This is a genomic window from Bacteroides sp. An51A (genome assembly GCF_002161565.1).
GTDB classification, from domain to species: Bacteria; Bacteroidota; Bacteroidia; order Bacteroidales; family Bacteroidaceae; genus Phocaeicola; species Phocaeicola intestinalis.
Window position 1 is genome coordinate 230,654 of record NZ_NFIC01000004.1, and the last position, 22,459, is coordinate 253,112.

Consider the following 22,459-nt stretch of genomic DNA (forward strand, 5'->3'; position numbering starts at 1 on the left):
CGGTATCCTTTTTCCGAAGTGGCACTTCGGGGAGGTCAGAGTGGCACATAGGCAACCCCAATGTGCCACTTCGACTGTTCCGGCTGTTACCTCTTGAACACCTTTCCTGCCGTTCCCTTGATGAGCTTCCCGGCACGCCCCGCCACGTTTCCTGCGGCTGCACCTGCCACGCTGCCGCCCAAAGCCCCGGCGGTTCCGATGTTCTTGTTGTAGCTGCCGATGCCGCCACCGGCTTGGATAATCCAGCCCGCCACCGTCGGTATGGTGAAATAGCCCACGATGCCGATGATAAGGAACACGATGTACACCCCGTCGCTTGCATCCAGCGAAAAGTTTGGGTCGGTCTGCATACGCTCGATGTCCTGCTGGAGCATCAGAATCTGGATTTTCGCCAGTATGGTACTGAACAGGTCGGACACCGGAAGCCAGAGGTAAATCTGTATGTAGCGGCTGAACCACGCCGAGAGCGTCGAGTGGAAGCCGTCCCACACGGAGAAGGCGAAGGCTATCGGTCCCAAGATGCTGAGCACTACGAGGAAGAACGTCCGTAGCGTGTCGATGATGAGTGCGGCTGCGGCGAACATCAGTTCAAGCAGTTCGCGGAACCAGTCACGCACGCTTTTCTTGATGTTGTACGCCGCCCGGTCCATGTACATCCCCGTCATCGTCACGAGATCCGAGGGCGACCAGCCCAGCTCGTCCAGCTGCCGGTCAAACTCCTCATCCGAGGCGAGGTAGGCGGTTTCCGGGTTGCGCATCAGCGCCTCGTACTCCAGTTTGTCCTTCTGCTCCCGGTACTCGTTCATGTCGAAGGTCTGCTCTTCGAGAATCCCGTGTACGCCCTGCACGATGGGACTCAGCACGCTGTTCATCGTGCCCAATACGATGGTCGGGAAGAACAGGATGCACAGACCTAATGCAAAAGGTCTCAGCAGCGGGTACACGTCTATCGCTTCGGCTCGTGCAAGCGACTGCCATACGCGCATCGCCACGTAGAACAGTGCGCCCAGCCCGGCAAGCCCTTTCGCCACGCCCGTCATGTCCGCGCAAAGCGGCATCATCTCGTCGTAGAGCGAAAGGAGTATCTGGTGAAGGTTGTCGAACTCTCCCATAGGCTACCAGTACCTTTCGTTAGCCGTTCCGTACAGCGACATCACCCGGTCCATGTCGTTCTTCTTTCTTGCCCGCAGGTAGCTCACCGAGATGGTCTTGCCCGTGTAGTAGCGCACGAGGTTGCGGTAGTTCATCAGGCTGCGGTAGGCGTTGTCGATGATTGCCAGCCGTTCCGCGTCCGAGAGCGACATCCCTGTGACGTTCACCACGTTCTTCAGGTCTTGCAGCACGTCCGAGCTTTCGTCTATCAGCATGGCGTAGCCCGACGAGATGGCGGCAAGCTCCTCCGGCGTGTAGTTCTCGTCCGAGAGCATACGCTGGTAGTTGTCCACGTATATCTCCGAGATTTCCATCACCAGCCCTATGCTTTTCGATACTTTCACGCCGCCCTTCACCACGTCATGCACGGATTTCAGCGCGTCGTAATACTTCTTTCCCTGCTGGAAAATCTTTTGCGTTTCCAGAAAGCCGTTCAGGGTGTTCGCCTTCGTGCCCGCCGTCTCCACCATCTCCTTGGCGGAGTTGATGATGCTCTGGGCGAGGTTGCCGGGGTCGGACACCACCCACTGGGCGTTTGCCGTGCCCGCACCCGTGAGGCACAGGCAGACCGCTATCAGCGGCATTTTCAGTTTCTGTTTCATTCTCATTCACGTTGGATTTAGTGGTACATTAGTTTTTTATTGTCCTTCCTTCTTTTCGCCGTCCGAAGCGTCCTCCATATTTACCCGGATGTAGTCGCCGTTCGGCGAGAAGGTCAGCACGTCCGTTTCCTCGTTGTACGCCACGTCGATGCGGAAGCCCGTGTTCATGTAGAGGTTGCCGTTCTCCTCCCGCTGGAGCAGGTAGGTTTCCGGCTTCAGCCTGCGGCGCACGCCCGACCGCCGGAACAGCGTCACCTTGTAGTGTTCACCCTCCTTGTACACCAGTATGTCGGGTCCCGCCTCCGCACTCTGCCAGTTGCCGCAAATCTTCTCGCGGACGTCTTCGTTTTCCTTCATTACCGTTTCGCAGGCTTGCAGCATCAGCGATGCCAAGCCAATCAGACCGCCGCAAAGCAGCAGCCGTTGTGTCTTTGTCAGTTCAATGTTCATTTTCTTCAATCTTGTTTTTTAGTTGGTAAAAATGTGTCCTTCCCTCATACGCCGTTGGAGGCAGGCTCATACGCCGTGTGGGGTAGGACGTTGTGTTGTTACTGTTTTTCTTCTTTCCGCCTTTCCGCTATCTGCCGTATGGCGGCTTCCATGTCGCCGCCCAACTTCTCCGCCAGTTCGCGGACTTCCATCTTCTCCGTTTCCTCCGTCGTGTAGGCAAGATACTCGTGCATGGACACCTCCGTGGCGTACACCGCCGACTGCGTGCCGCCCAAGCCTATCCACACCTCCTTGTACCGCCTTGACGGGTCGTTGGACTGGTTGATGGAGAGTATCTGCGACTTCTCCTTTTCCGTCAACCCCAAGAGGGACTGTATCTGGTCAAAGCGGTTCATAAATTTTCTTTGGTCGAGCAGTATCTTGCAGTCCGAGTTGTTGATGATGCTTTCCTTCACGATAGGCGACGAGATGATGTCGTCCACCTCCTGCGTCACCACAATCGCCTCGCCGAAGTATTTTCTGACTGTCTTGTACATATACCTCAGGTAATCAGCCATGTTCGCCGAAGAAAGGGCCTTCCAAGCCTCCTCCACGATGAGCTGTTTCCGGACGCCTTTCAGCCGCCGCATTTTGTTGATAAAGGCCTCCATGATGATAATCGTGACCACCGGAAAAAGCTCGGCATTATCCTTCACGGAATCAATTTCGAAGACCACGAACCGCTTGTGCAGTAGGTCGATGTTCTCCGTGGAGTTGAGCAGGAAGTCGTACCGTCCGCCCCGGTAATACTGCCGGAGCGTGGTCAGGAAGTTGTCGATGTTGAAGTCCGTCTTCGCCACCTTGATGTAGCGTTCCTCCATCTCCTTGCGGTACACGTCCCGCATGTACTCGTAGAACGAGTTGAACGACGGCACGATGCTCCTGTCCTGCTGGATTTTCAGGATGTAGGCGTTCACCGCGCTGCCCAGTTCCGCCGACTCCGTTTTCGTGGCGGGTTCGTTCTCGCTTTTCCACAGGGTAAGCAGCAGCGTCTTGATGCTGTCCTTCTTCTCCACGTCGAACACCCCGTCGTCCGTGTAGAACGGGTTGAACGAGATGGGCTTTTCCTCCGTGTAGGTGAAGTAGATGCCGTCCTTTCCTTTGGTCTTGCGGTGTATCATCTCGCACAGCCCTTAGTAGGAATTGCCCGTATCGACAAGCACCACATGGGAGCCTTGCTCAAAGTATTGGCGGACAAGGTGGTTCATGAAGAATGACTTGCCGCTTCCCGAAGGGCCCAATACGAACTTGTTTCGGTTCGTCGTCACGCCCCGCTTCATCGGCAGGTCGGAGATGTCGATGTGCAGCGGCTTGCCGCTTATCCTGTCCGCCATGCGGATGCCGAAGGCGGAGGGCGAGTCCTTGTAGTTGGTCTCGCCGGCGAAGAGGCACACCGCCTGCCCGATGAACGTGTGGAACGCTTCTTCCGCCGGGAAGTCGGCTGCGTTGCCGGGGATGCCCGCCCAGAACAGCGTCGGGCAGTCCGTCGTGTTGTGGCGCGGCACGCAGCCCATTGAAGCCAACTGGCTGCCTACATCGTTCTTGATGCGTTTCAGCTCCTCCGCGTCGTCGCTCCACGCCATCACGTTGAAGTGGGCGCGGACGGACTTCAGTCCCTGCGAGTGCGCTTCGTTCAGGTATTCCTCGATCCACTCGCGGTTGATGGTGTTCTGGCGGCTGTACCGCGAGAGCGACTGCATGTTCCTCGCCGTTTTCTCGAAGCGGCGCAGTTCCTCGTCGCTGTTGCCGATGAAAACGTACTGGTTGTAGATATGGTTGCAGGGAAGCAGCAGACCCACGGGAGCGGCGAACGACAGGCGGCAGTCCGAGCGGTCGGTGGAGAGCCGTTCGTAACGGCAGTCCGTCGCCACCGCAGCGGGCAGGTCTTCTGTGTCCGACAGGGTGTGCAGGCACAGCCGGTTGTCGCCGATGCGCATCTCCCCCGCCGTCATTTCCATGTCCTCCAGACAGTCCACATTGCCCGGCGAGAGCGCGAAGTACCTGCCTATGACTCCAGTTTCCTTCTCCGTGCCGATGATTTCGCCATCGGAGAGCCGGCGCAGCCTGACATGCCCCGAATCGTTCATTATACGCGCGAACTGTTCCACCGCCTCGATGAACTTCACCGCCGTTTCCTTGTCCTGCATCTCCTTCGGCACGATGTGCCCCCGGCACAGGGTGTTCCAGTTGCTCTGCTGCCTCATGCGCTCCTTCGTCGTCTTGGTCAGGAACAGGTAGCACTTGTGATGGAGGAAAGGTCTTTCGTTGAAGTGCATCTCGTAGCTGCGGGCGAGGAAGCCCATGCCTTCCCTGCCTGTGTCGGGGCGGTACCGCTCCTTCACGTACCAGTCCTGCTTGTGCAGCACCGAGTAGTCGGGCAGCACCTTTATCGCCTTGCACCACGTGGCATGGATGGCCTCGTACTCCTCCGCCGTGACGGTATAGACCTCCGGCAGTTCCACCTCGAAGGCGGCGGTAATGTCCGCGTCCTTCGAGACGATGCAGCCGTGCTCCACCGAGAGCAACGGGAAGCGGCTTTCCAGCGTGGTGGCTTTCATTACATTTCTCATACGTTTCTTCCTTTCTTTTTTCGTCTTAACAGATTGGACACCCGTCTGCGGTGGAGCACATGGCGGGGGCGCATCCGTGCCGCGCCCAGCTTCATCAGCCCGTGTTCGCCGTACTTGGCGTTCAGGCGGAACGTGAGCCAGACGGTGGCGGAAGCCGACACCACACCGAAGCCGATGCAGAGCCACTGTCCCGCGCCTGCCATGTACAGGATGACAAAGAGGATGAAGGCGGCAAGCAGTCCGCCTGCGAAGATGAACAGATATTGCGCCTTCAGTCCCTTGAACTCCACCGGACGGCCTATGCCCTTGTTGATAGGGTATTCAGCCATTGTCCTTATACCTTATTATATATGTATAGGTATGCCCGTTTATTAAAGGAAGAACGAACGGAGAATCGTCGCGCTCACAATCAGGAAGATGCACGCCCCGAACCAGCTTGCTGCGGTCTTCGAGGTGTCGGGGTCGCCGGCGCTGAACTTGCCATATACCTTGATGCCCCCGATAAGCCCGACGACAGCGCCGATGGCGTAGATGAGTTTCGTCGCCGGGTCAAAGTATGAAGTGACCATGCTGGTGGCTTCGGTGATGCCCGCCATACCGTTGCCTTGTGCGGACGCTGAGATGTTTGCAGCCAGCAGAAGGGCTGCGAGAATGATTTGTTTTTTCTTCAATGTCTTTGTCATAATCGTTTCTTTTTTGTGCCTCCGGGTTGGATAGTCCCTTTGGCGGTTGATACTTGTTTTACTTCTTGCGGCTTTGGATGAAGCCGGCTTGTGGATTTAGTGGTTCGGTGGCAAGCCGGGGTTTAGCCGTAGTCGATTTTCTTTTTTCGCATCATTGTTTCGTTTTACTTGTTATACAAAATCACGGATATTGAAATCCTCAATATTGTCCGGCACGTTTGGGACTGTAGTCCGTACCGCCGTCGGGGTCGGTTCCTTCCGTATGGTGGCGGAAACGCTGTCCATATAGAAGTCCATCAGTTCGTTCAGTTTCCTGCGGGTCGCTTCCGAACTCTTTTCTATCATCGCGAACAGCTCGTTACCCTTCATGTCGCAGAACACCATCCCGGCGTGGCGGCGTTCCTCCATTGTGGCTGCCGGTTTCTTTACCGTCCGCATGGCAAGGTCGATGTCCTCGAAGGTGAAGCCGCTTGCCTCATGGGGTTCGCCATCGTAATCCTCATTCCCGTCATATTCTGCCATGTCCGACACGCGGCTGTCGCTGAATGTTTCATCAAGTTCGTCATCGGGCACTTGGCGTGACGGCTTGTTTTCCGGTGCTTGTCCTCCGTCGGTATCCGTTTCATCGGCAAAGGTAACGTCCTTTTCTTCCACCGCCTCGGCTTCCACGGAAGTGGCAGCTTCCGGCACTGTGGTGTCCTTTTCTGTCCCAATCCAGTCCGATATTTTGAACTTGCTCCTGCCCACGACATCGGGCGGCGGTTCCTGCCGTTTCCGGTCTGTGTTTTCTTGACTGCCGGCCTTCTGCCGTTCCTGCTGCTCCCATGTCAGATAGAAAAGTATCCACAGGTTGCACATCATCATCAGGACAATCAGGAACGTCACCATCGGCTTATCGTTATCTGTTCGACCATCCCGTGGCTCTTCTTCCCATGCAGGGTTTCCAGTTCAGCCCTGTGCTGTTCAAGGTGTTCGGTGACAATGCTGTCTATGTAACCGGATATGGTTGTCCCTTGCCCTCCCGCCATGCCTACGATCCGCTTGACGGCTTCATGGTTCTCGCGGCTGATGTACACCGCCTTCTGTGCGGTTCCTTCCGGCCTGCGCCCGTTGAGGTACTTGCCCGCATAGGCTTCTTCCTTTCCCTTGCGTCTGAAAATGTTGATGTTCAGTTTCATGATTATTTTCTTTTGAGTTAGAAAATCGGTTTGCTTAATTCATACAGTTTGGTCATCTCATCCTTGTGGCTTGCGAAATGCTCTGCCAGTACATTGTCTATGTAACCGGATAACGTAATCTTGTTCTTCCCGATAATATGGACAATATGTTGTATCCGCTCGTGGTGTTCGTCACGGATATAAGCTGTCTTACATGTGCGGGCGGTAAAGTCCGCACTCTTCAGGTATGTATAGATGTAGTTTTTTACTTTTTCCACCTCACTCGCATCTTGCGCGATACCTGTTCCTGAATTTTTTTTCTTGTCTATTTTTCTTTCCATTGTCATTTTTGCTTTTAATGTTAATAAACGTCTTCATAATTCTTTTTGTAGAGCCTGCGTATCACTTCCTCTTTCTCGCGGAAATGTTGTTCCAACACACGGTCCACATAGACTGACAGCGAAATCCCGTTTTTCCCGATGACCTGTACGATGCGCTGTATCCGCTCATGGTAATTCTTACGGATATAGGCAGTCTTGCCTGAACATATGGGAGTTTTCGGCGCATGTAGGAAGAGTTCCATATATTCCTCTTCCTGTATGGTTTCTTCCTTTTTCGCCTTTATTGACGGTTTCTCCGTTGGTCTTGTCACCTTGTCTGGGGCATTTTCATCCGTTCCAGCATTTTCAGGGGCGGCGGACGTGGGCATTTCTGGACGGAACGAGTCCAGAAACTTGCCGGGATCAATATCGACATCAAGTTTTTTAGCCATGCGTCGGGCGCTTTACGATACCGAGTATTTCTTCCGCAAGGTCATCGATGCCGCTACCTTTCGCCAGTGCTTTGTCTGGTGGCAGCAGCGTGGAACGGAAAAACGGGCGGTCGCCTTCTTCCGAACCTTCCTTGCGGAAACGCTTGCTGTCCGGCAGGCTTGTCTTCAGCGTTTCCAACCCCATCCCGGCAATCACTTTGTCATAGATGTCGTACAGGTCGGTTTTCTCGCGTTTGTCCACCATATTCCACAACAGTCGGATACCTTTGATGTTCGACTTGCCAGTGGTGATCAGCGTGTCATTGATAATGCTTGCATACTTCAGCGAACTTTCCATGATGAATCGGTCGGCGGCTATAGGACAGAAAATGTAATCCATGGTCGCCACCGTCTTGATTAATCCGAGGTTGTTCACCGTACCCGTCAGGTCGAAAAAGATGAAATCGGGCGGTGTCGCCGACTCAATGAAGGGCTTGACCGTTTCTATCGCATTGTCGGGTCGGCTGCCCACAATCGGGTAGGCACGTTTGCCGATGCGCTTGAACTGGTCATATGCCAGCTTGCGCAGGTACGGGTTGCGCTCGATGTTCTTCAGGTCACGCTCGCGCATGTCCTTAATGCTGAACTGGGGAAAGTCGCAGTCCACGACTACCACGTCGTACCCTTTCACGTAATACAGGTAACTCGCCATCAGTACGGTGAGTGTCGTTTTGCCGGCTCCTCCCTTCTGGGTGGAGAAGGCGATGAACAAAGGTTCTTTTTTCATTCTTCTTTTTTTAATTGTTAGACATCGGTTTATTGCAGGTCGGCATATATGCCATTTCGCAGACTTGTTCATTTGCACATTTGCGGCTTTGCTTGTATGCTCATGAGGTTACTCGCTTGCTTGCAATCTAATGTGCCTGCTTGCGTTTCCGCCTGTACGCTTGCGTGCCGGCAGGCAGGCACACAGGCAGGAGGGCAGACAGGTGCAAGGATTTGCACATTTGCGGATATGCCTGTACGGAAATAGGCAGGCTTGCCGACCTTTCTGCCTGCAAAGTAAAGGGCATTTTTCCATATCCGTATCGTTTTGGAGTTTGGTGGCAGCTTCTGGCAGCAAGTGGTAGGGAGTGGCTTCGTTCTTGTCACGTTTTCAAGGGCTTAAACGCCCTACCTTTGTACCCAAGCGGCAGGGCAATGCTCCCGGCGCGTACCGCAGCCCCCGGCTCCGTCCTTCTTTTGGGCAGCCGGAGGGTATCGGGCGACCGATACCTTTATGGGATTGTTATAACAGGTATATCCCCAATCCGTCTGCTACGGATTTTTGTGTCCTCTAAGACACAGCAAGGTATGTTTCGAGTTACCCGAAACCTTGCGGGTTACTCCCGCAAGCCTTGCCCCTGAAAGGGGAAGGGGGCTTCCTCTCCGAAGTCGGGAAGCCTGTTTCCTACCTGCGGCACGTGTGCCGGAAGCTGCGCTTATGCCGTGAAACCACTAAATCCATAGTAATAATGAACAGAGAACGTAAGAAAGGGGGAAGACACCCCAAGTTGGAAAAGAAAACGCACCATGTGATGCTGCGTTTCAACGACGAGGAATGGCTCAGGTTCCTCGCCATGTACGAACAGACGGAGGTGAAGGCAAAGGCGGTGTTCGCCAAGGCACGCATCTTCGGCGGGGAGTTCCGTGTGTTCCGGGAGGACAGGACGCTGGTGGAATACTACGCCAAGCTGTCCTCCTTCCATGCGCAGTACCGCATGATAGGCAACAACTACAACCAGGCCGTCAAGGAGCTGCGCTGCCATTTCTCCGAGAAAAAGGCGATGGCATTGCTCTACCGGCTGGAGCGATGCACGAAGGAACTGGCGGCATTGATCCGCCAAATCGTGGAACTGACAAAGGAGTTCGAGGAACGATGGTCGCAAAAATCAGTTTAGGGAAATCGTTGTTCGGGGCATTGGCGTACAACGGGGAGAAGATTAACAAGGAACAGGGCAAACTGCTCGGCACGAACAAAATCTTCGACGGCTGTTCCGGCAGGATGGACATCAGCCGCGCCATGCAGGACTTTTCGCGCTACCTCTCGCCCCACGTGAGGACGGAGAAGCCCGTCATGCACGTATCGCTCAATCCGCATCCCGACGACCGCCTGACGGACATGGAACTGGAGGGCATTGCGCGTGAGTACATGGAACGGATGGGGTTCGGCGAACAGCCGTACATCATCTATAAACACGAGGACATCGACCGCCACCACCTGCACATCGTGACCATCCGCGTGGATGATAACGGCAGGTGCATCAGCGACCGCTACAACTTCCGCAGGAGCCGGGAGATTACCCGTGAACTGGAACGCAAGTACGGCCTGCACCCCGCCGACCGCAGGCAGCACCGCCATGACAACCCCTTGCGGAAAGTGGACGTTTCGCAGGGCGACGTGAAGCGTCAGGTGGCGAACACCGCCAAGGCGGTCATGGCGACCTACAAGTTCCGGACGATGGGCGAATACCGCGCCCTGCTCTCCCTCTACAACGTCACGGTGGAGGAAGCCCGTGGCAACGTGGACGGGCGCGAGTATCACGGGCTGGTCTATGCTGCCACCGACGATGCCGGGAACAAGGTTGGCAATCCTTTCAAGGCATCCCGTATCGGGAAGTCCGTCGGCTATGAAGCTGTGCTGCGCAGGTTTGAATTTTCCAAAGGGCAGATCCGCGACAAGCGTCTGGCGGACAGGACACGCAAGACCGTCGCCGCTGCGCTCGCCCAGACCTACCGTAAGGAGGAGTTCATCGACCTGCTTCGCGCAAAGGGTGTGGATGTGGTGTTCCGCCACACGGACGAGGGGCGCATCTACGGGGCGACCTTCATCGACCACCGCACGGGCTGCGTGCTGAACGGCTCGCGCTTGGGCAGGGAGTTTTCTGCCAACGCCTTGCAGGAGCATTTCACCCTGCCGTATGCCGGCACTCCGCCGATACCGTTCACCATTACGGAGGACACGCCACAGGCAGACATCCGTTCCTATGAGGAACACGACGAGGGGCACTCCACCGGCTTGGGGCTGCTCGGTGGCGATGCGTCGGGCGCACAGGCCCAGGAAGCCGCCTTCGAGCGTGACCTTAAACGCAGGAAGAAGAAACGCCGCAAGGGTTTGGGGCTGTAATTTATCCCTTCGCAGGGCATAGGGGATGAGGTCGGACTTCATCCTACATCAAGTCCGGCCTCATGTACCATGAAGTCCGGGGTGATGTATGCTCACCTCCGTACCGTGCCTTGCGGAGATATTGTTCAACTTAAAAACAGAAACAGATTTATGTCACAACAGGAAGACGATTTGAGGGCATTGGCGAAAATCATGGATTTTCTGCGTGCCGTAAGCATTTTACTGGTGGTCATCCACCTTTATTGGTATTGTTACGAAGCCGTAAGGCTGTGGGGCATCGACATCGGCGTGGTGGACAGGGTACTGTTGAACTTCGACCGCACCGCAGGATTGTTCCGCTCCATCCTTTATACGAAACTTTTTGCGTTGGTGCTGCTGGCACTCTCGTGTCTGGGCACGAAGGGGGTCAAGGAGGAAAAAATCACGTGGGCAAGGATTTGGACGGTGCTTGCAGCAGGGCTGGTGCTGTTTTTTCTGAACTGGTGGATATTGTCCCTGCCGTTGCCCGTAGAGGCAAACGCGGCATTGTACACCGCCACCGTTGCGGCGGGCTATGTCTGCCTGCTGATGTCCGGCACATGGATGAGCCGCCTTCTGCGCACCAACCTTATGGAAGACGTGTTCAACGTGGAGAACGAGAGTTTCCAGCAGGAAACGCGGCTCATCGAGAACGAGTATTCAGTGAACCTGCCCACACGCTTCTATTACAGGAAGAAGTGGAACAACGGATATATCAACGTAGTAAACCCGTTCCGTGCGTCCATCGTACTGGGCACGCCGGGCAGCGGAAAGTCGTATGCCGTGGTAAACAGTTTTATCAAACAACAGATTGAGAAAGGTTATTCAATGTATATCTATGATTTCAAATTCAGCGACTTATCGACTATTGCCTACAACCACCTGATGAACCACCCGGAGGGGTACAAGGTCAAGCCGAAGTTCTACGTGATAAACTTCGACGACCCGCGCCGCTCGCACCGCTGCAATCCCATTCACCCCGATTTCATGGAGGACATCACCGATGCCTACGAGAGTGCCTACACGATAATGCTCAATTTGAACAAAACTTGGGTGCAAAAACAGGGCGACTTCTTTGTGGAGTCTCCGATTATCCTGTTTGCCGCCGTGATATGGTTTTTGCGCATCTACAAGGATGGCAAGTATTGCACCTTTCCCCATGCCATCGAACTCTTGAACCGCCGTTACGAGGACGTGTTTCCTATTCTCACCAGCTATCCCGAACTGGAGAACTACCTTTCCCCGTTCATGGACGCATGGCAGGGCGGTGCGATGGAACAGCTTGCCGGACAGATAGCGTCGGCGAAGATACCGCTATCCCGCATGATTTCCCCGCAGCTCTATTGGGTCATGTCCGACAGCGAGTTTACCCTTGACATCAACAATCCCGACGAGCCGAAGATACTCTGTGTCGGCAACAATCCCGACCGACAGAACATCTACGGTGCGGCATTGGGCTTGTACAATTCGCGCATCGTGAAGCTCATCAACAAGAAGGGCAAGCTGAAGTCGGCAGTGATTATTGACGAGCTGCCCACCATTTACTTCAAGGGGCTGGACAACCTTATCGCCACCGCCCGAAGCAACAAGGTGGCTGTCTGCCTCGGTTTTCAGGACTTCTCGCAGCTCAAGCGCGACTACGGCGACAAGGAAGCCGCCGTAGTGATGAACACGGTGGGCAACATCTTCTCTGGTCAGGTGGTGGGCGAGACCGCCAAGACCCTTTCGGAGCGTTTCGGCAAAATCTTGCAGAAACGTCAGAGCATCACCATCAACCGCGAGGACAAGTCCACCTCTATCAACACGCAGATGGAGAGCCTTATCCCGGCAAGCAAGATTTCCACGCTCACGCAGGGTATGTTCGTCGGTGCGGTGGCGGACAACTTCAATGAGCGCATCGAGCAGAAGATTTTTCATTGCGAGATAGTGGTGGATGCCGAAAAGGTGAAGCGCGAGGAACAGGCTTACAAGCCCATCCCCGTCATCACGGACTTTACCGATGCCGACGGCAACGACCGCATGAAGGAGATGATTCAGGAGAACTACAACCGCATCCGTGCCGAGGTGCGGCAGATTGTCGCCGACGAGTTGCAGCGCATCCAGTCCGACCCCGAACTACAACATCTGTTGCAGAACAAGTAATACACCACAGGCGAAAAGAGGAAAAGGTAAAATATTATTCAACCTTTTCCTCATTTTCTTTAAGAGGTATGTGGACAGGCGTCGATGGATATTCTCCTTTTCTCAACATTTCTACTAATGAGTTACGAGAAATTCCAAATGAGTCTGAAATATAATGTAAGTGTGGCTGACTCCCTTGTAGCCCCGCCTCTTGTCCTTTAAGTCCTTTAAATGTTTGCAAGAAACAATGCCAATGTTCATCATTGTCTAATATTCTTGCAATCAATACGTCGGCTTGTTCTACAACTTGTTTCATCTGCCCTTCAGTTAAAGTTGTTTTTCCATAATATTCCACTGTACCATCTTCTTTAACATGAATAAATTTAGGAAGTTCATCTTTATTTACAGATGACGGGGCTCCTTGATAGTGATAATGGCTAAAACTATATCCTTTATTTTCAGCTTGTGCAAAAAGTGCCCCTAATTGGTCATATGTAAGATTTGCTCCCTTTAGTAATTTAATTTGCTCCTTCTTTTTCATAGGTTTTTCCAAAATTTCAGTAAAGCACGTAGGAATTTCTTTGTGAGCAAATGAATCAAAATTTTGATTAGCAAACTCCTTGGCTTTTTGCATAATATAATTAGAATCATATGATGTTACAAAGCCTAAATAATGACGAACCATTTCTGATAAAACATTATATATGGATTTTGTATGAAAAGAAACCATACATTCACGAAAACTAACATTTTCTACCTCGTCCATAGAATTTGCTATTAACGATTTATCTTCTTCTTCTTGTTGGTAAATTTCCGTTGCCATAGCTATATATCATTTTAATATAAATATCATCATAAATGAAAAATGCCCCCAAAAAGTTAGTTATCTTCAACTTTTATGGGAGGCTTATTGTCTGTTGCTTTTGTCTTGCTATTCGGTACGCAGGAGTATCAGGTCGAAATACATCAGCCGGGTGTGCATGGGCTGCATGGCTGTTCCCTCTTTCGCCGTCCGCCTGCCGTGCAGGAACGTCCATTCCTCTTCCTCCGTGGCGAACAGGAACTTGAAGCCGTTGCGCAGGTAAAAGTCAAAGACCTTGGGACGGTTCAGTGCGTCCACCACTACATAACGGCATCCCGTCTTGTTCAGCGGCTCGATGAACCACGACTTGATGGCATCCAGCAACTCGTCGCCCACGTGGAGTCCTTTGTAGTCCTCGCTGACGGCAAGCTGTCCTACCAGCACCGCAGGGTATTGCGGGCGGCGTTTCTCGTTGGGTATGTTGCGGTTGAGCTTGTTGCGGCGGCTGTTCGGGAGCAGGTCGGCACGGATGCTCGAATTGGCTACGGTGAAAGCTCCGACGATGCGCCGTTCCTCTTGTTCCACGAAACAATAGGACTTGCCGAGAAGCTGGTAAGCGTAATCAGCATACTCTTTCGTGAAGAACTCGGTTATGTCCTTGTCCTCGCATGAGAAACCGCCGCACTCACGCAGCACCTCCTCATTCAGTTCGCAGAACTCGCAACGCTCCAACATACCGTACTATCCCTCCCGATACAGTTTGGAACGCTTCAGAATGGAGCGCATTTTCGCCACCTGCTTCGTGAAGTCTATGGAACCGCGCCTTTCTTTTGCGTTGCGGTCGGCTTCCTCCACGAAACGTGCCGCAGCTTTGCCGCGAAGCACCGGGATGGGTTTGATTTCTATTGCCATAATATATAGTCTTTTGATTTCCCTGCAAAGGTACGGCTTTTCCGCGAGAAAACCTAACATATTCACGTATATTGCGTTATGTGGGGCGAAAAGCCTTTTCATCTCCTCATCCGCTCCCGTTCCTCGTCCAACAGCATCCGCTTGTTCACCTTCTCCGCGGCGCGGTCAAGGAAATAGGTGCGGCTCTCGTTCTTGCGCATCTTGATGTCGCCAAAGATGTTGTAGCAGCCTTTCGCCTGCACGCCGAACACCTTGTAGAAGTAGGCGGCAATCTCCTTGAGCGAAGCCTCTCCACCGTTGATGCAGCGCATCTCGCTGACGCCATAGATAAGTTCCACGAGGTCGGAAGCCTTGCCCGTCCACCGCATGGGCGGGGCATCGGCAGGCGTATCGTCTTTCTTTTCATCTTTGGAGGGGATGGAGGATAGTGGCGGCACTTGGCTGTGTGGCATGGAAATGTGCTTCAGCATCTTGCGCACGAAGGCGAGGGCTTTGCGCACGTACACGCTGTGGTGGGTTCCCGTATCTTGCAGGGCTTTGTGGTATTGCAGTTCCGTTTCCGCATAGCTCAACGCGGGCAGCGGATGGCAGGGGGTTGCGGCTCCCGTGCAGAGCGAAATGACCGTTGCCACGAACTCGTCGTATGCCGCACTCAGCCCGTTGCGGCTGTCAGGGTTGTCTATCAGGCGGAAGAACTCCGTTTCTGTCAATATGAGATGTTCCATTTGCTTTCAGTTTTATGTTGTTACACTTGGATTGAAGTGTGCGCACATAAAACTATCGGGCAAACGGCAGTCCAACGGATGGAATTTTTTGCGGTTTGTTTTGCAAGTTGCTGGTAAACAGCAGACATATTTGATAAAAATAAATTGGAATACCCAAATTCAGCCTTTCGGAAGTGTTCAGATATTGAACACGTGTTCATAATCTGAACACTCTTTTGAGCAGGGAGGTGTTCACTTTCTGAACAGTCGCACCCTCATTCTTGCGGTACACGGCTTTCAGCGAACCGTCCTTGTATGTCTTTGTCTCGTCCCGCATCCATTCGCTTTCAGGCAAATCTCCAAGGAACAGGCGGCAGCCGTTCCCGGCAATGACGGGTATCGTGCAGAGGATGATTTTGTCCAGCAGGTGCATCCTTGCCATGCCGTTGATGATGCTTGCGGTAGCGGTGTTGGCTTCTATGAAACAGGTGGTGTCGGACTTGTCAAGCACCAACGTGGTAAGGGAAGTGTATTCGGAGAGCGGACGGGCGGTTTCTTTCATTCCGACAATGCCGAATCTGTCCGGCGTGTCGGTTTTGGCAAGCCATTGCTGCGCTTTCCCTGAACTGTCCGCAAGGCATCCGTCCATCGTGAGGACGGCGAATAATATGACTTTTCCCATCGGTCTCTTTTTTAGTGGTTGCGACCGAAAGCCGTCATACGAAAATAGCGTGCAAATCACACTACTTTCTGGTGACGGCTCTGGACTGCCTCTACGGAATGTACGTGACTGCACGCTATGCCGAGGCATAGCATAAGCATCACGCAATCGCCTTCCATAGTTCCAATTGTCCAGATTTTCACCAGATGCGCCTTGCGGTCTTATTCTATACTATATTTTCATCGGACGGATTTTTTTACTTTCCGCACCCGACTTTTCTCAAATGTTGCTACAAAGGTAATGCAAGTTTAGGGCAGAACAAAACAAATCAATTGTTTTTTATGCCGAAACGCCGCTTACCTTATCGAAAGGTAGCCTTTTTCCTGTAATTCCTTTCATCTTTTTACTGTTTTCTATTCTATCCCGTATGCTTTCAGCTTGTTGTACAGCGTGGTGCGCCCGATGCCGAGCAATGCTGCCGCCAACTTGCGGTTGCCCTTTGCCTGTTCCAGCGCATGGATGATTTGTTTCTTCTCCATGTCGTCCAAAGCCAGCGAAGCGTCATCCGCTATCGGTATTTCATCGAACTCCAACGTGTCTGCCGTGACCGTATCGCCTTCGGTATGCAGCACCGCCATGCGCACGACCCGTTTCAGTTCCCTCACGTTGCCGCCCCATGCATAGGCGAGCAGTTGTTTTCTTGCTTCCGCATCAAAGCCTTTCACCTGCCGGTCAAGTTCCTCATTGGAGAGTTTCAGGAAGAAATCTGCCAAAGGCATGATGTCCTCACGGCACTCACGCAGCGGCGGTATGTTCAATGTGTATTCCTTTATCCGATGGAACAAATCCTGACGGAAACGCTTTTCGGCGATGGCTGCCTGCAAGTCCTCGTTGGTGGCGGCGATGATGCGCACGTCAGCCTGCTTGTCCTTGCTGCCTCCCGTGGGTCTGTACCGTTTGGCTTCCAATGCGCGGAGCAGCATCTGCTGCACTTCCGGCGGAAGGTTGCCTATCTCGTCGAGGAACAATGTGCCTCCTGCGGCTTCCTCCCAGAATCCCTGTTTCTTGCTTTCGGCTCCCGTGAACGCCCCTTTCTCATGCCCGAACAGGGTGGAGGAGGCAAGTTCCTTTGAAAGCAGACCGCAGTCCACAGCGACAAAGGGCCCCGCCGACCGTTTGCTCATCGTATGTATTTTCTCGGCGATGTGTTCCTTTCCCGTTCCGCTTTCGCCCAATATCAATACGCTCATGTTGGTTGGGGCGACCAGCCTTATCTTGCGGTCTATCTCCCGGAAAGCCGCGCTCTGCCGCTCATGGATGGGCGTATCGTGCCGCTCCATCCTTTTCCGCAAGGTTTTCAGGAGCGGGAAGAGGTTGGCTTCAATCAGCTTTTTCGGGATGTAGTCCTCTGCGCCCTGCTTCATTGACCGGACGGCGGTGGGCACCTCGTCATAGTCGGTCATGACGATGTAGGGATTGTTCCTGCCCTGTTTCCGCAGTTCTTCCAGCAGACTGATACCGTCACCGTCATTCAAGCGCAGGTCAGCCAGAATGATGTCATCTTCCCTCATCTTGGCAAACAGTTTCCGTGCGCCGTTGCAGGTGGAGGTACTGACGCTTGGGTATCCCTTGCTTTCCAGCAGGCGGCATACAAAGTCGGAATAGATGATGTTGTCCTCCACTACGATTACCCGTCCCATCTTTCCGCCTCCTTTCTTGCCGAATCAACAATCAGTCTGCACTGTGCCAGTACCGCATTTACGGCGGATTGCACCTTTTCATCCGGTATGTCCTCCTTGTGGATTGCCTCGTACAATGCCGCCAACGGTTGCTCCGCCTTTATCAGCATCCACGAGCTTCTCAGGTGATGCACCCAGTAATCCAATGCTTCCATGTCCCCCGCTTCCGCCGCCTTGCGCACTTCGTCCATGTCGGATTGTGTAGTGGCCGCCAGCTTTTCCAACGTGCGCCGCTTGTCGCCGAAGGCGAGCAGGGATGAGAGGTCTATGCTGTTTGCTTTGTTCCGTTTGATGCAGCTTTCCGTCACCGCCAGCAGTTCGTCTATGGAATAGGGCTTGTACAGCACGGCGGCAAAGCCTTTGCCCGTCAGTTCTTCTTTCTCCACATAGCCTCCGGCGGTGGCTGCCACTACGGGGATGGTTTGTGAGTTGCCTATTTCCGATGTGCGCAGCAGTTCCAGCACCTCGTAGCCGTTCACCTCCGGCATTTTCAGGTCGGTTATCAACAGGTCATAATCTTTTGTGCGCATCAGGTCTGTCAGTTCTCCTGCTGTCTGGCAAGTGTCGCAATCCACACCGTTTTGCCTGTACATCTCTTTCATCATGTCCAGCAGCATCCCGTTGTTGTCTATCGCCAGTACGGAGCAGTCGGACAGCGTGGAATGTCCGACGTTCGTCTTTTCGGCAGCCGCCATTTCTTCCGCCTTTGCCAACGGCAGGCTGACGGTGAAGCGGCTTCCCTTGCCCGGCTCGCTTTCCACCGTGATGTTCCCTTTCAACAGCTTTACCGTGTCGGCTACGATGGCAAGCCCCAGCCCGAAGCCGTCCTCCGTCACGGCGTTGCCCAACCGCTCAAACGGGATGAATATCCGCGCCTGCTGTTCTCCGGTCATGCCCGTGCCGGTGTCTTCCACCGTCAAAGTAAATATGCCGTTCTTGTAGCCGGTGCTTAATGTGACTGTACCGCTTCGGGTGAACTTGATGGCGTTGGAGAGCAGGTTGCCGCCAATGCTTATAATCCGGTTCCTGTCGCCGCTTACAATCTCGTCCGTTTCACTTGCTGTCTTGAAGTTGAGTCCTTTATTCTTCGCCAATGTAGCAAACTCCGTTTCCAATGTTTCGGCGATGGAGCGCAGTTTGAAAGGCTTGACGCTTGGCGTTTCCTTGCCGCTGTCCAGCCGGAAATACACCAAAAGGTTGTTTATCATTCCCGCCATGCGCCCGACGGCATCCCCGATGGTCTGTGCGTGGCGCATACGGTTGTCTGCCTCCGTGTCGTTCAGCAGCAGCTCGGCGTTGCCGCCGATGACGGTCAGGGGAGTGCGCAGTTCGTGGGTGACGTTCTGGATGAGATTGCGTCGCAGCTTGATTAGCTTCTCGTTCGTATCATTGCTCTTTTGCAGTTCAGTGATAAGGCTTTCCCGTTTCTTCCTTTCGTTGCCGCTGCGTTTCATTTCCCGATGGATGGCGAGGTAGGACAAGAACAGCAGGACAATGGCGGCGGATATGGTGATAGTGAACAGCCGCACGGACAATGCCTGTGCTTCAGCTATCTTCCGTTCCCGATGTCCGAAGGCGGTCTGTGCCTGCGTGTCGAGGTCGCGTATCAGCCGCTCCAGTTCCCTGTTCAGCGTCCGGTTGCGGATGCGCAGGCTGTCGGCATAGGCTTTCATCTCAGCCGCCTGTCTCTGTTGCATGGCGGTTAGGCTGTCGCTGAAGGCGTGGAGTTCCCTGGCTGAAGGCAGTACCTGTACGGTCTTCTTGCCGCCGAAGAAGCCGGCCAGTCCGTTTTTCTTCTGTTTTATGGTGCGGACACGTGTCGCCCTACGTGCCACTTCGGGCAGGTGGTTTACCAAGAGGCTGTCCGCCTCTTCCTGCCGCTCCATTGCTTGCATGATGTGCCGTAGCTGGGTTTCCTTGTCCGCCAAGAGGGAGCGGAGCGTGTCTATTTGTGCCGGGCGCACGTATTCACGACAGAGCGGTTTCATGGCTTGCAGCAGGCTGTCGGTGCGCAAGAGCTGGGTATGGTAATGGTGGTAATCCGTTTCGTCCCAGCCAACAACACCCTCGCCCAGCAGCGCAAGCCGGGTGATGCGCTGGTGGGTGTCGCTGATGACACGGCGCACTTGCCGGATGGTTTCCGTGTCGGCTTCTATTTCCCTGATGCGTTTGCGCTCATGCACCAAAATAGAAACCATGCTTATTCCGATAATAAACATGACAACATATCCGAATGTAATCTTTTCTTGTAACCTCTGTTCAAATTTCATATATCTTTACACCTTGCGCTTTCGGTTAGAAAATGACATCTATTGCCGATTGCAGAATCTGATGCGTTTTGAAGCTGACCAATATTCCGTCAATATCAAAAATATTGCTTTAATCATTATTTTTTTAGCATTATATTAAGCTCATAGCTAATCTATACGTTATAAAGGCTATCATCCATGCCACACAAATCGTATAGACGGCGGAAGATACAGCCCATTTCCAACTGCCGCTTTCTTGTTTAATGGCTACAAAAGTGGCTATACAAGGAAAATAAAGTAGTACAAATACCATATAAGCAAGTGCGGCAGCAGAAGAGATGTTCTTTTGCAGAGCTTCTTGCAAATTAATGTTATTGTCGGCTTCTTCGTTTTCTGCACTGTACATGACGCCAAGCGTACTTACCACCAGTTCCTTTGCCCCGATACCGGATAAAACACTGGTGCTCATTTTCCAGTCGAAGCCCAAAGGCTCGAACAGGGGTTCGATGACCTTGCCGATATGTCCAATGTAAGAGTTTTCCTGTTGCTCGGCAGCTGTAGAATAGCTGTCATGACGAGGAAAATATCCTAAAAACCAAATGATAATGGAACAAACCAATATGATGCCGCTCATTTTATGTAGGTATTGTTTGCCTTTTTCCCACGTGTGTCGGAAAACGGATTTTACCGTAGGTATCCGATATGGAGGAAGTTCCATTACGAAAGGCAGGTCTTCTTCCTTGATGAACCACCCTATGATGTGCGCCGAACATACCGCCACAAGGATGCCCAACACATAAAGCCCTAATAAAACCATGCTGGCATAATGGGGAAAGAATAGTCCTGTCATCAAGATATAGAGAGGCAAACGTCCAGTACACGACATGAATGGAATGACGAGCATGGTTATCAGCCGGCTTCTCCGGCTCTCGATGGTGCGTGTTGCCATCACAGCCGGGACATTGCAACCGAATCCCATGATCATAGGGATGAACGACTTGCCGTGTAATCCGATGCGATGCATGATTTTGTCCATAATGAAAGCGGCACGTGCCATATAGCCCGAATCTTCGAGCAAGGAGATGAATAGGTAAAGTATCATGATGTTGGGAAGGAACACCAATACGCTGCCTACGCCGCCGATAATGCCATCCACCACCAAGTCTTTTAGCATCCCGTCCGGCATATATGTGGAAATCCAATCACCGAATTGCCCTACGAACCATTCAATCCATTCCATCGGGTATTCGCCCAAAGTAAATGTACCTTGAAAGATCAGATAGAGCAGGAAGAAAAACAATGGGAATGCCAACCAACGGTTAGTGACAATTGCATCAATTTTGTCTGTTTTTGTCCGTTTGGATGGCTCTTTCGAGGACGCAGGGCAATAAGTCTCTTTCAATGCGCCTTGGATAAATGCATATTTTGCATCCACAATGGCAGTTTCCATAGAAGTATGTAGCAATCCGTCTATGCGTTTCTGTTCTTCAAAACGGGTCGTAATGACTTCATCTCGACAAGGAAGGCTTTCCACTACATTCTCGATGTCCTTGTCCCTCTCCAAATACTTGATGGCAAGGAAACGGGTAGAATATTTGTGGCGGATGCCCTCGTCGCGTTGGATAAGCAATTGAATGCGGCGGATGCTCGTTTCCAGTTCTTCACCGTGGTTGATGTGGATGTGCCTGCACAATATAGGCTGCTTCTTTTCATACACATGGATGATGGTGTCGAATAATCGGTCTATTCCTTCTCCCGTCCTGCTGATGGTTGGAACAATTGGGACGCCCAATAATTGCCCAAGTCGTTCTGTGTCCAGCTTGTCACCTCGTTCTTGAAATTCGTCATACATATTCAAGGCCATCACTACCCGTAAGTCCATATCAATGACCTGTGTCGTAAGATAAAGGTTACGTTCCAGATTGGTACTGTCCACCACATTGAGGACTATATCCGGGATTTCTTCTACAAGGCTTCTGCGTACGTAAAGTTCTTCGGGACTATACGCCGAAATGGAATATGTGCCTGGCAAATCCACCAAGGTGAACCGATAGCCGCCATACTCGAATGTCCCTTCCTTGGCATCTACGGTCACACCGCTATAGTTCCCGACATGTTCGTGCGCACCGGAAGCGATGTTGAACAAGGATGTTTTTCCACAATTCGGATTGCCGACCAATGCCACTCGTATCGAATGATTCCGTTCGGCCGCCATGCGTTCCATTTCTTTTTCAAGAAATGGAACGTCATCACAATGAGAGGCATCAATAGAGAGTTCCTGACTTTGCTTATGTACAAAGTTCTTAGCTTCTTTTTCACTCACTACTTCGATGTTGTCCGCCTCTTCCCGCCGCAGCGAAATCTTGTAACCGATAATCTCATATTCTATCGGGTCTTGCAACGGCGCGTTCAATATGACTTTTACCCGTTTCCCGAATACAAATCCCATTTCAGTTATCCGTTTTTGGAAACTGCCACGACCATATATCTTGACAATTATCCCGTTTTCGCCCGTATGTAAATCAGATAATCTCATTTTTGCTACTTTTACAATAAAATAATAGGATAAAACGCAGAATAAAGCGAATTTGAGCATTCTCACTGACGGTCAGAGAGTTTGGCTTCGTGTGGCTCAAAATGGCATAAGGGCGGAAAAACGGATTTGGGCGGATTGCAGCAACAG

The 22,459-nt window shown here is 52.6% G+C and carries 22 protein-coding genes and 1 pseudogene; 3 read left to right on the forward strand and 20 right to left on the reverse strand.

Annotated features, from left to right (window positions below):
- Window positions 1-86: 86 nt before the first annotated feature.
- The 12 genes and pseudogenes from traJ to B5G04_RS19795 all read right to left on the reverse strand — a co-directional run bounded on the left by traJ (window position 87) and on the right by B5G04_RS19795 (window position 8,477).
- Window positions 87-1,112 (reverse strand): conjugative transposon protein TraJ, encoded by a 1,026-nt coding sequence (gene traJ, locus B5G04_RS09325; protein WP_072542206.1) that lies wholly within the window; start codon window positions 1,110-1,112, stop codon window positions 87-89.
- A gap of 3 nt (window positions 1,113-1,115) precedes the next feature.
- Window positions 1,116-1,754: a DUF4141 domain-containing protein gene (locus B5G04_RS09330; RefSeq protein ID WP_087247976.1), complete on the reverse strand. Its 639-nt coding sequence runs from the start codon at window positions 1,752-1,754 to the stop codon at window positions 1,116-1,118.
- Window positions 1,755-1,790: 36 nt separating this feature from the next.
- A complete protein-coding gene (locus B5G04_RS09335; RefSeq protein WP_087247974.1) occupies window positions 1,791-2,204 on the reverse strand; it encodes a DUF3876 domain-containing protein in 414 nt (137 codons plus the stop codon).
- A gap of 98 nt (window positions 2,205-2,302) precedes the next feature.
- Window positions 2,303-4,813: pseudogene (locus B5G04_RS09340) on the reverse strand (TraG family conjugative transposon ATPase).
- Entirely contained in the window at window positions 4,810-5,142 is a 333-nt protein-coding gene (locus B5G04_RS09345; RefSeq protein ID WP_071148924.1) for a DUF4133 domain-containing protein, read from the reverse strand. The pseudogene B5G04_RS09340 and the gene B5G04_RS09345 overlap by 4 nt, the downstream one beginning before the upstream one ends.
- A gap of 42 nt (window positions 5,143-5,184) precedes the next feature.
- Entirely contained in the window at window positions 5,185-5,496 is a 312-nt protein-coding gene (locus tag B5G04_RS09350) for a DUF4134 domain-containing protein (protein ID WP_072541323.1), read from the reverse strand.
- A gap of 171 nt (window positions 5,497-5,667) precedes the next feature.
- Entirely contained in the window at window positions 5,668-6,384 is a 717-nt protein-coding gene (locus B5G04_RS09355; RefSeq protein ID WP_072541324.1) for a conjugal transfer protein TraD, read from the reverse strand.
- The gene (locus B5G04_RS09360; protein WP_072541325.1) at window positions 6,378-6,674 is read right to left on the reverse strand and encodes a DUF3408 domain-containing protein; all 297 of its coding nucleotides are present in this window, start codon (window positions 6,672-6,674) and stop codon (window positions 6,378-6,380) included. Before B5G04_RS09360 ends, B5G04_RS09355 begins: the two co-directional genes overlap by 7 nt.
- Before the next feature lie 17 nt (window positions 6,675-6,691).
- Window positions 6,692-6,994 (reverse strand): DUF3408 domain-containing protein, encoded by a 303-nt coding sequence (locus tag B5G04_RS09365; protein ID WP_072541326.1) that lies wholly within the window; start codon window positions 6,992-6,994, stop codon window positions 6,692-6,694.
- A 20-nt stretch (window positions 6,995-7,014) separates the two neighbouring features.
- Window positions 7,015-7,425 carry a DUF3408 domain-containing protein gene (locus B5G04_RS09370; RefSeq protein WP_072541327.1) on the reverse strand — a complete coding sequence of 137 codons (411 nt, stop codon included), beginning with the start codon at window positions 7,423-7,425 and terminating at the stop codon, window positions 7,015-7,017.
- The gene (locus B5G04_RS09375) at window positions 7,418-8,191 is read right to left on the reverse strand and encodes a ParA family protein (RefSeq protein ID WP_072541328.1); all 774 of its coding nucleotides are present in this window, start codon (window positions 8,189-8,191) and stop codon (window positions 7,418-7,420) included. Before B5G04_RS09375 ends, B5G04_RS09370 begins: the two co-directional genes overlap by 8 nt.
- Before the next feature lie 127 nt (window positions 8,192-8,318).
- Window positions 8,319-8,477, reverse strand: a complete 159-nt coding sequence (locus B5G04_RS19795) for a hypothetical protein (RefSeq protein WP_158099872.1) — start codon at window positions 8,475-8,477, stop codon at window positions 8,319-8,321.
- 441 nt (window positions 8,478-8,918) lie between these two features.
- On the opposite strand from B5G04_RS19795, the gene mobA reads away from it, so the two are divergent.
- From mobA to mobC, 3 genes are all read left to right on the forward strand, one after another.
- Window positions 8,919-9,344 (forward strand): conjugal transfer protein MobA, encoded by a 426-nt coding sequence (mobA, locus tag B5G04_RS09380; RefSeq protein ID WP_087247968.1) that lies wholly within the window; start codon window positions 8,919-8,921, stop codon window positions 9,342-9,344.
- A complete protein-coding gene (gene mobB / locus B5G04_RS09385; protein ID WP_087247966.1) occupies window positions 9,323-10,570 on the forward strand; it encodes a conjugal transfer protein MobB in 1,248 nt (415 codons plus the stop codon). Before mobA ends, mobB begins: the two co-directional genes overlap by 22 nt.
- Before the next feature lie 150 nt (window positions 10,571-10,720).
- Entirely contained in the window at window positions 10,721-12,730 is a 2,010-nt protein-coding gene (gene mobC, locus B5G04_RS09390) for a conjugal transfer protein MobC (protein ID WP_087247964.1), read from the forward strand.
- A gap of 34 nt (window positions 12,731-12,764) precedes the next feature.
- On the opposite strand, the gene B5G04_RS09395 is transcribed toward mobC, so the two are convergent.
- From B5G04_RS09395 to feoB, 8 genes are all read right to left on the reverse strand, one after another.
- The gene (locus B5G04_RS09395) at window positions 12,765-13,532 is read right to left on the reverse strand and encodes a hypothetical protein (protein WP_087247963.1); all 768 of its coding nucleotides are present in this window, start codon (window positions 13,530-13,532) and stop codon (window positions 12,765-12,767) included.
- Window positions 13,533-13,640: 108 nt separating this feature from the next.
- A complete protein-coding gene (locus B5G04_RS09400) occupies window positions 13,641-14,246 on the reverse strand; it encodes a GNAT family N-acetyltransferase (protein ID WP_087247961.1) in 606 nt (201 codons plus the stop codon).
- Window positions 14,247-14,252: 6 nt separating this feature from the next.
- Window positions 14,253-14,423, reverse strand: a complete 171-nt coding sequence (locus B5G04_RS20210) for a hypothetical protein (RefSeq protein ID WP_164496631.1) — start codon at window positions 14,421-14,423, stop codon at window positions 14,253-14,255.
- Between the two features lie 98 nt (window positions 14,424-14,521).
- Window positions 14,522-15,148 carry an RteC domain-containing protein gene (locus B5G04_RS09405; RefSeq protein ID WP_087247959.1) on the reverse strand — a complete coding sequence of 209 codons (627 nt, stop codon included), beginning with the start codon at window positions 15,146-15,148 and terminating at the stop codon, window positions 14,522-14,524.
- A 196-nt stretch (window positions 15,149-15,344) separates the two neighbouring features.
- Window positions 15,345-15,809, reverse strand: coding sequence for a hypothetical protein (locus B5G04_RS09410; RefSeq protein ID WP_204245626.1), 465 nt, complete (start codon window positions 15,807-15,809; stop codon window positions 15,345-15,347).
- 392 nt (window positions 15,810-16,201) lie between these two features.
- Window positions 16,202-17,488 carry a sigma-54 dependent transcriptional regulator gene (locus B5G04_RS09415; protein WP_087247957.1) on the reverse strand — a complete coding sequence of 429 codons (1,287 nt, stop codon included), beginning with the start codon at window positions 17,486-17,488 and terminating at the stop codon, window positions 16,202-16,204.
- A complete protein-coding gene (locus B5G04_RS09420) occupies window positions 17,476-19,797 on the reverse strand; it encodes a hybrid sensor histidine kinase/response regulator (protein WP_239414068.1) in 2,322 nt (773 codons plus the stop codon). The genes B5G04_RS09415 and B5G04_RS09420 overlap by 13 nt, the downstream gene beginning before the upstream one ends.
- 130 nt (window positions 19,798-19,927) lie before the next feature.
- The gene (gene feoB / locus B5G04_RS09430; protein WP_087247955.1) at window positions 19,928-22,312 is read right to left on the reverse strand and encodes a ferrous iron transport protein B; all 2,385 of its coding nucleotides are present in this window, start codon (window positions 22,310-22,312) and stop codon (window positions 19,928-19,930) included.
- Window positions 22,313-22,459: the final 147 nt, after the last annotated feature.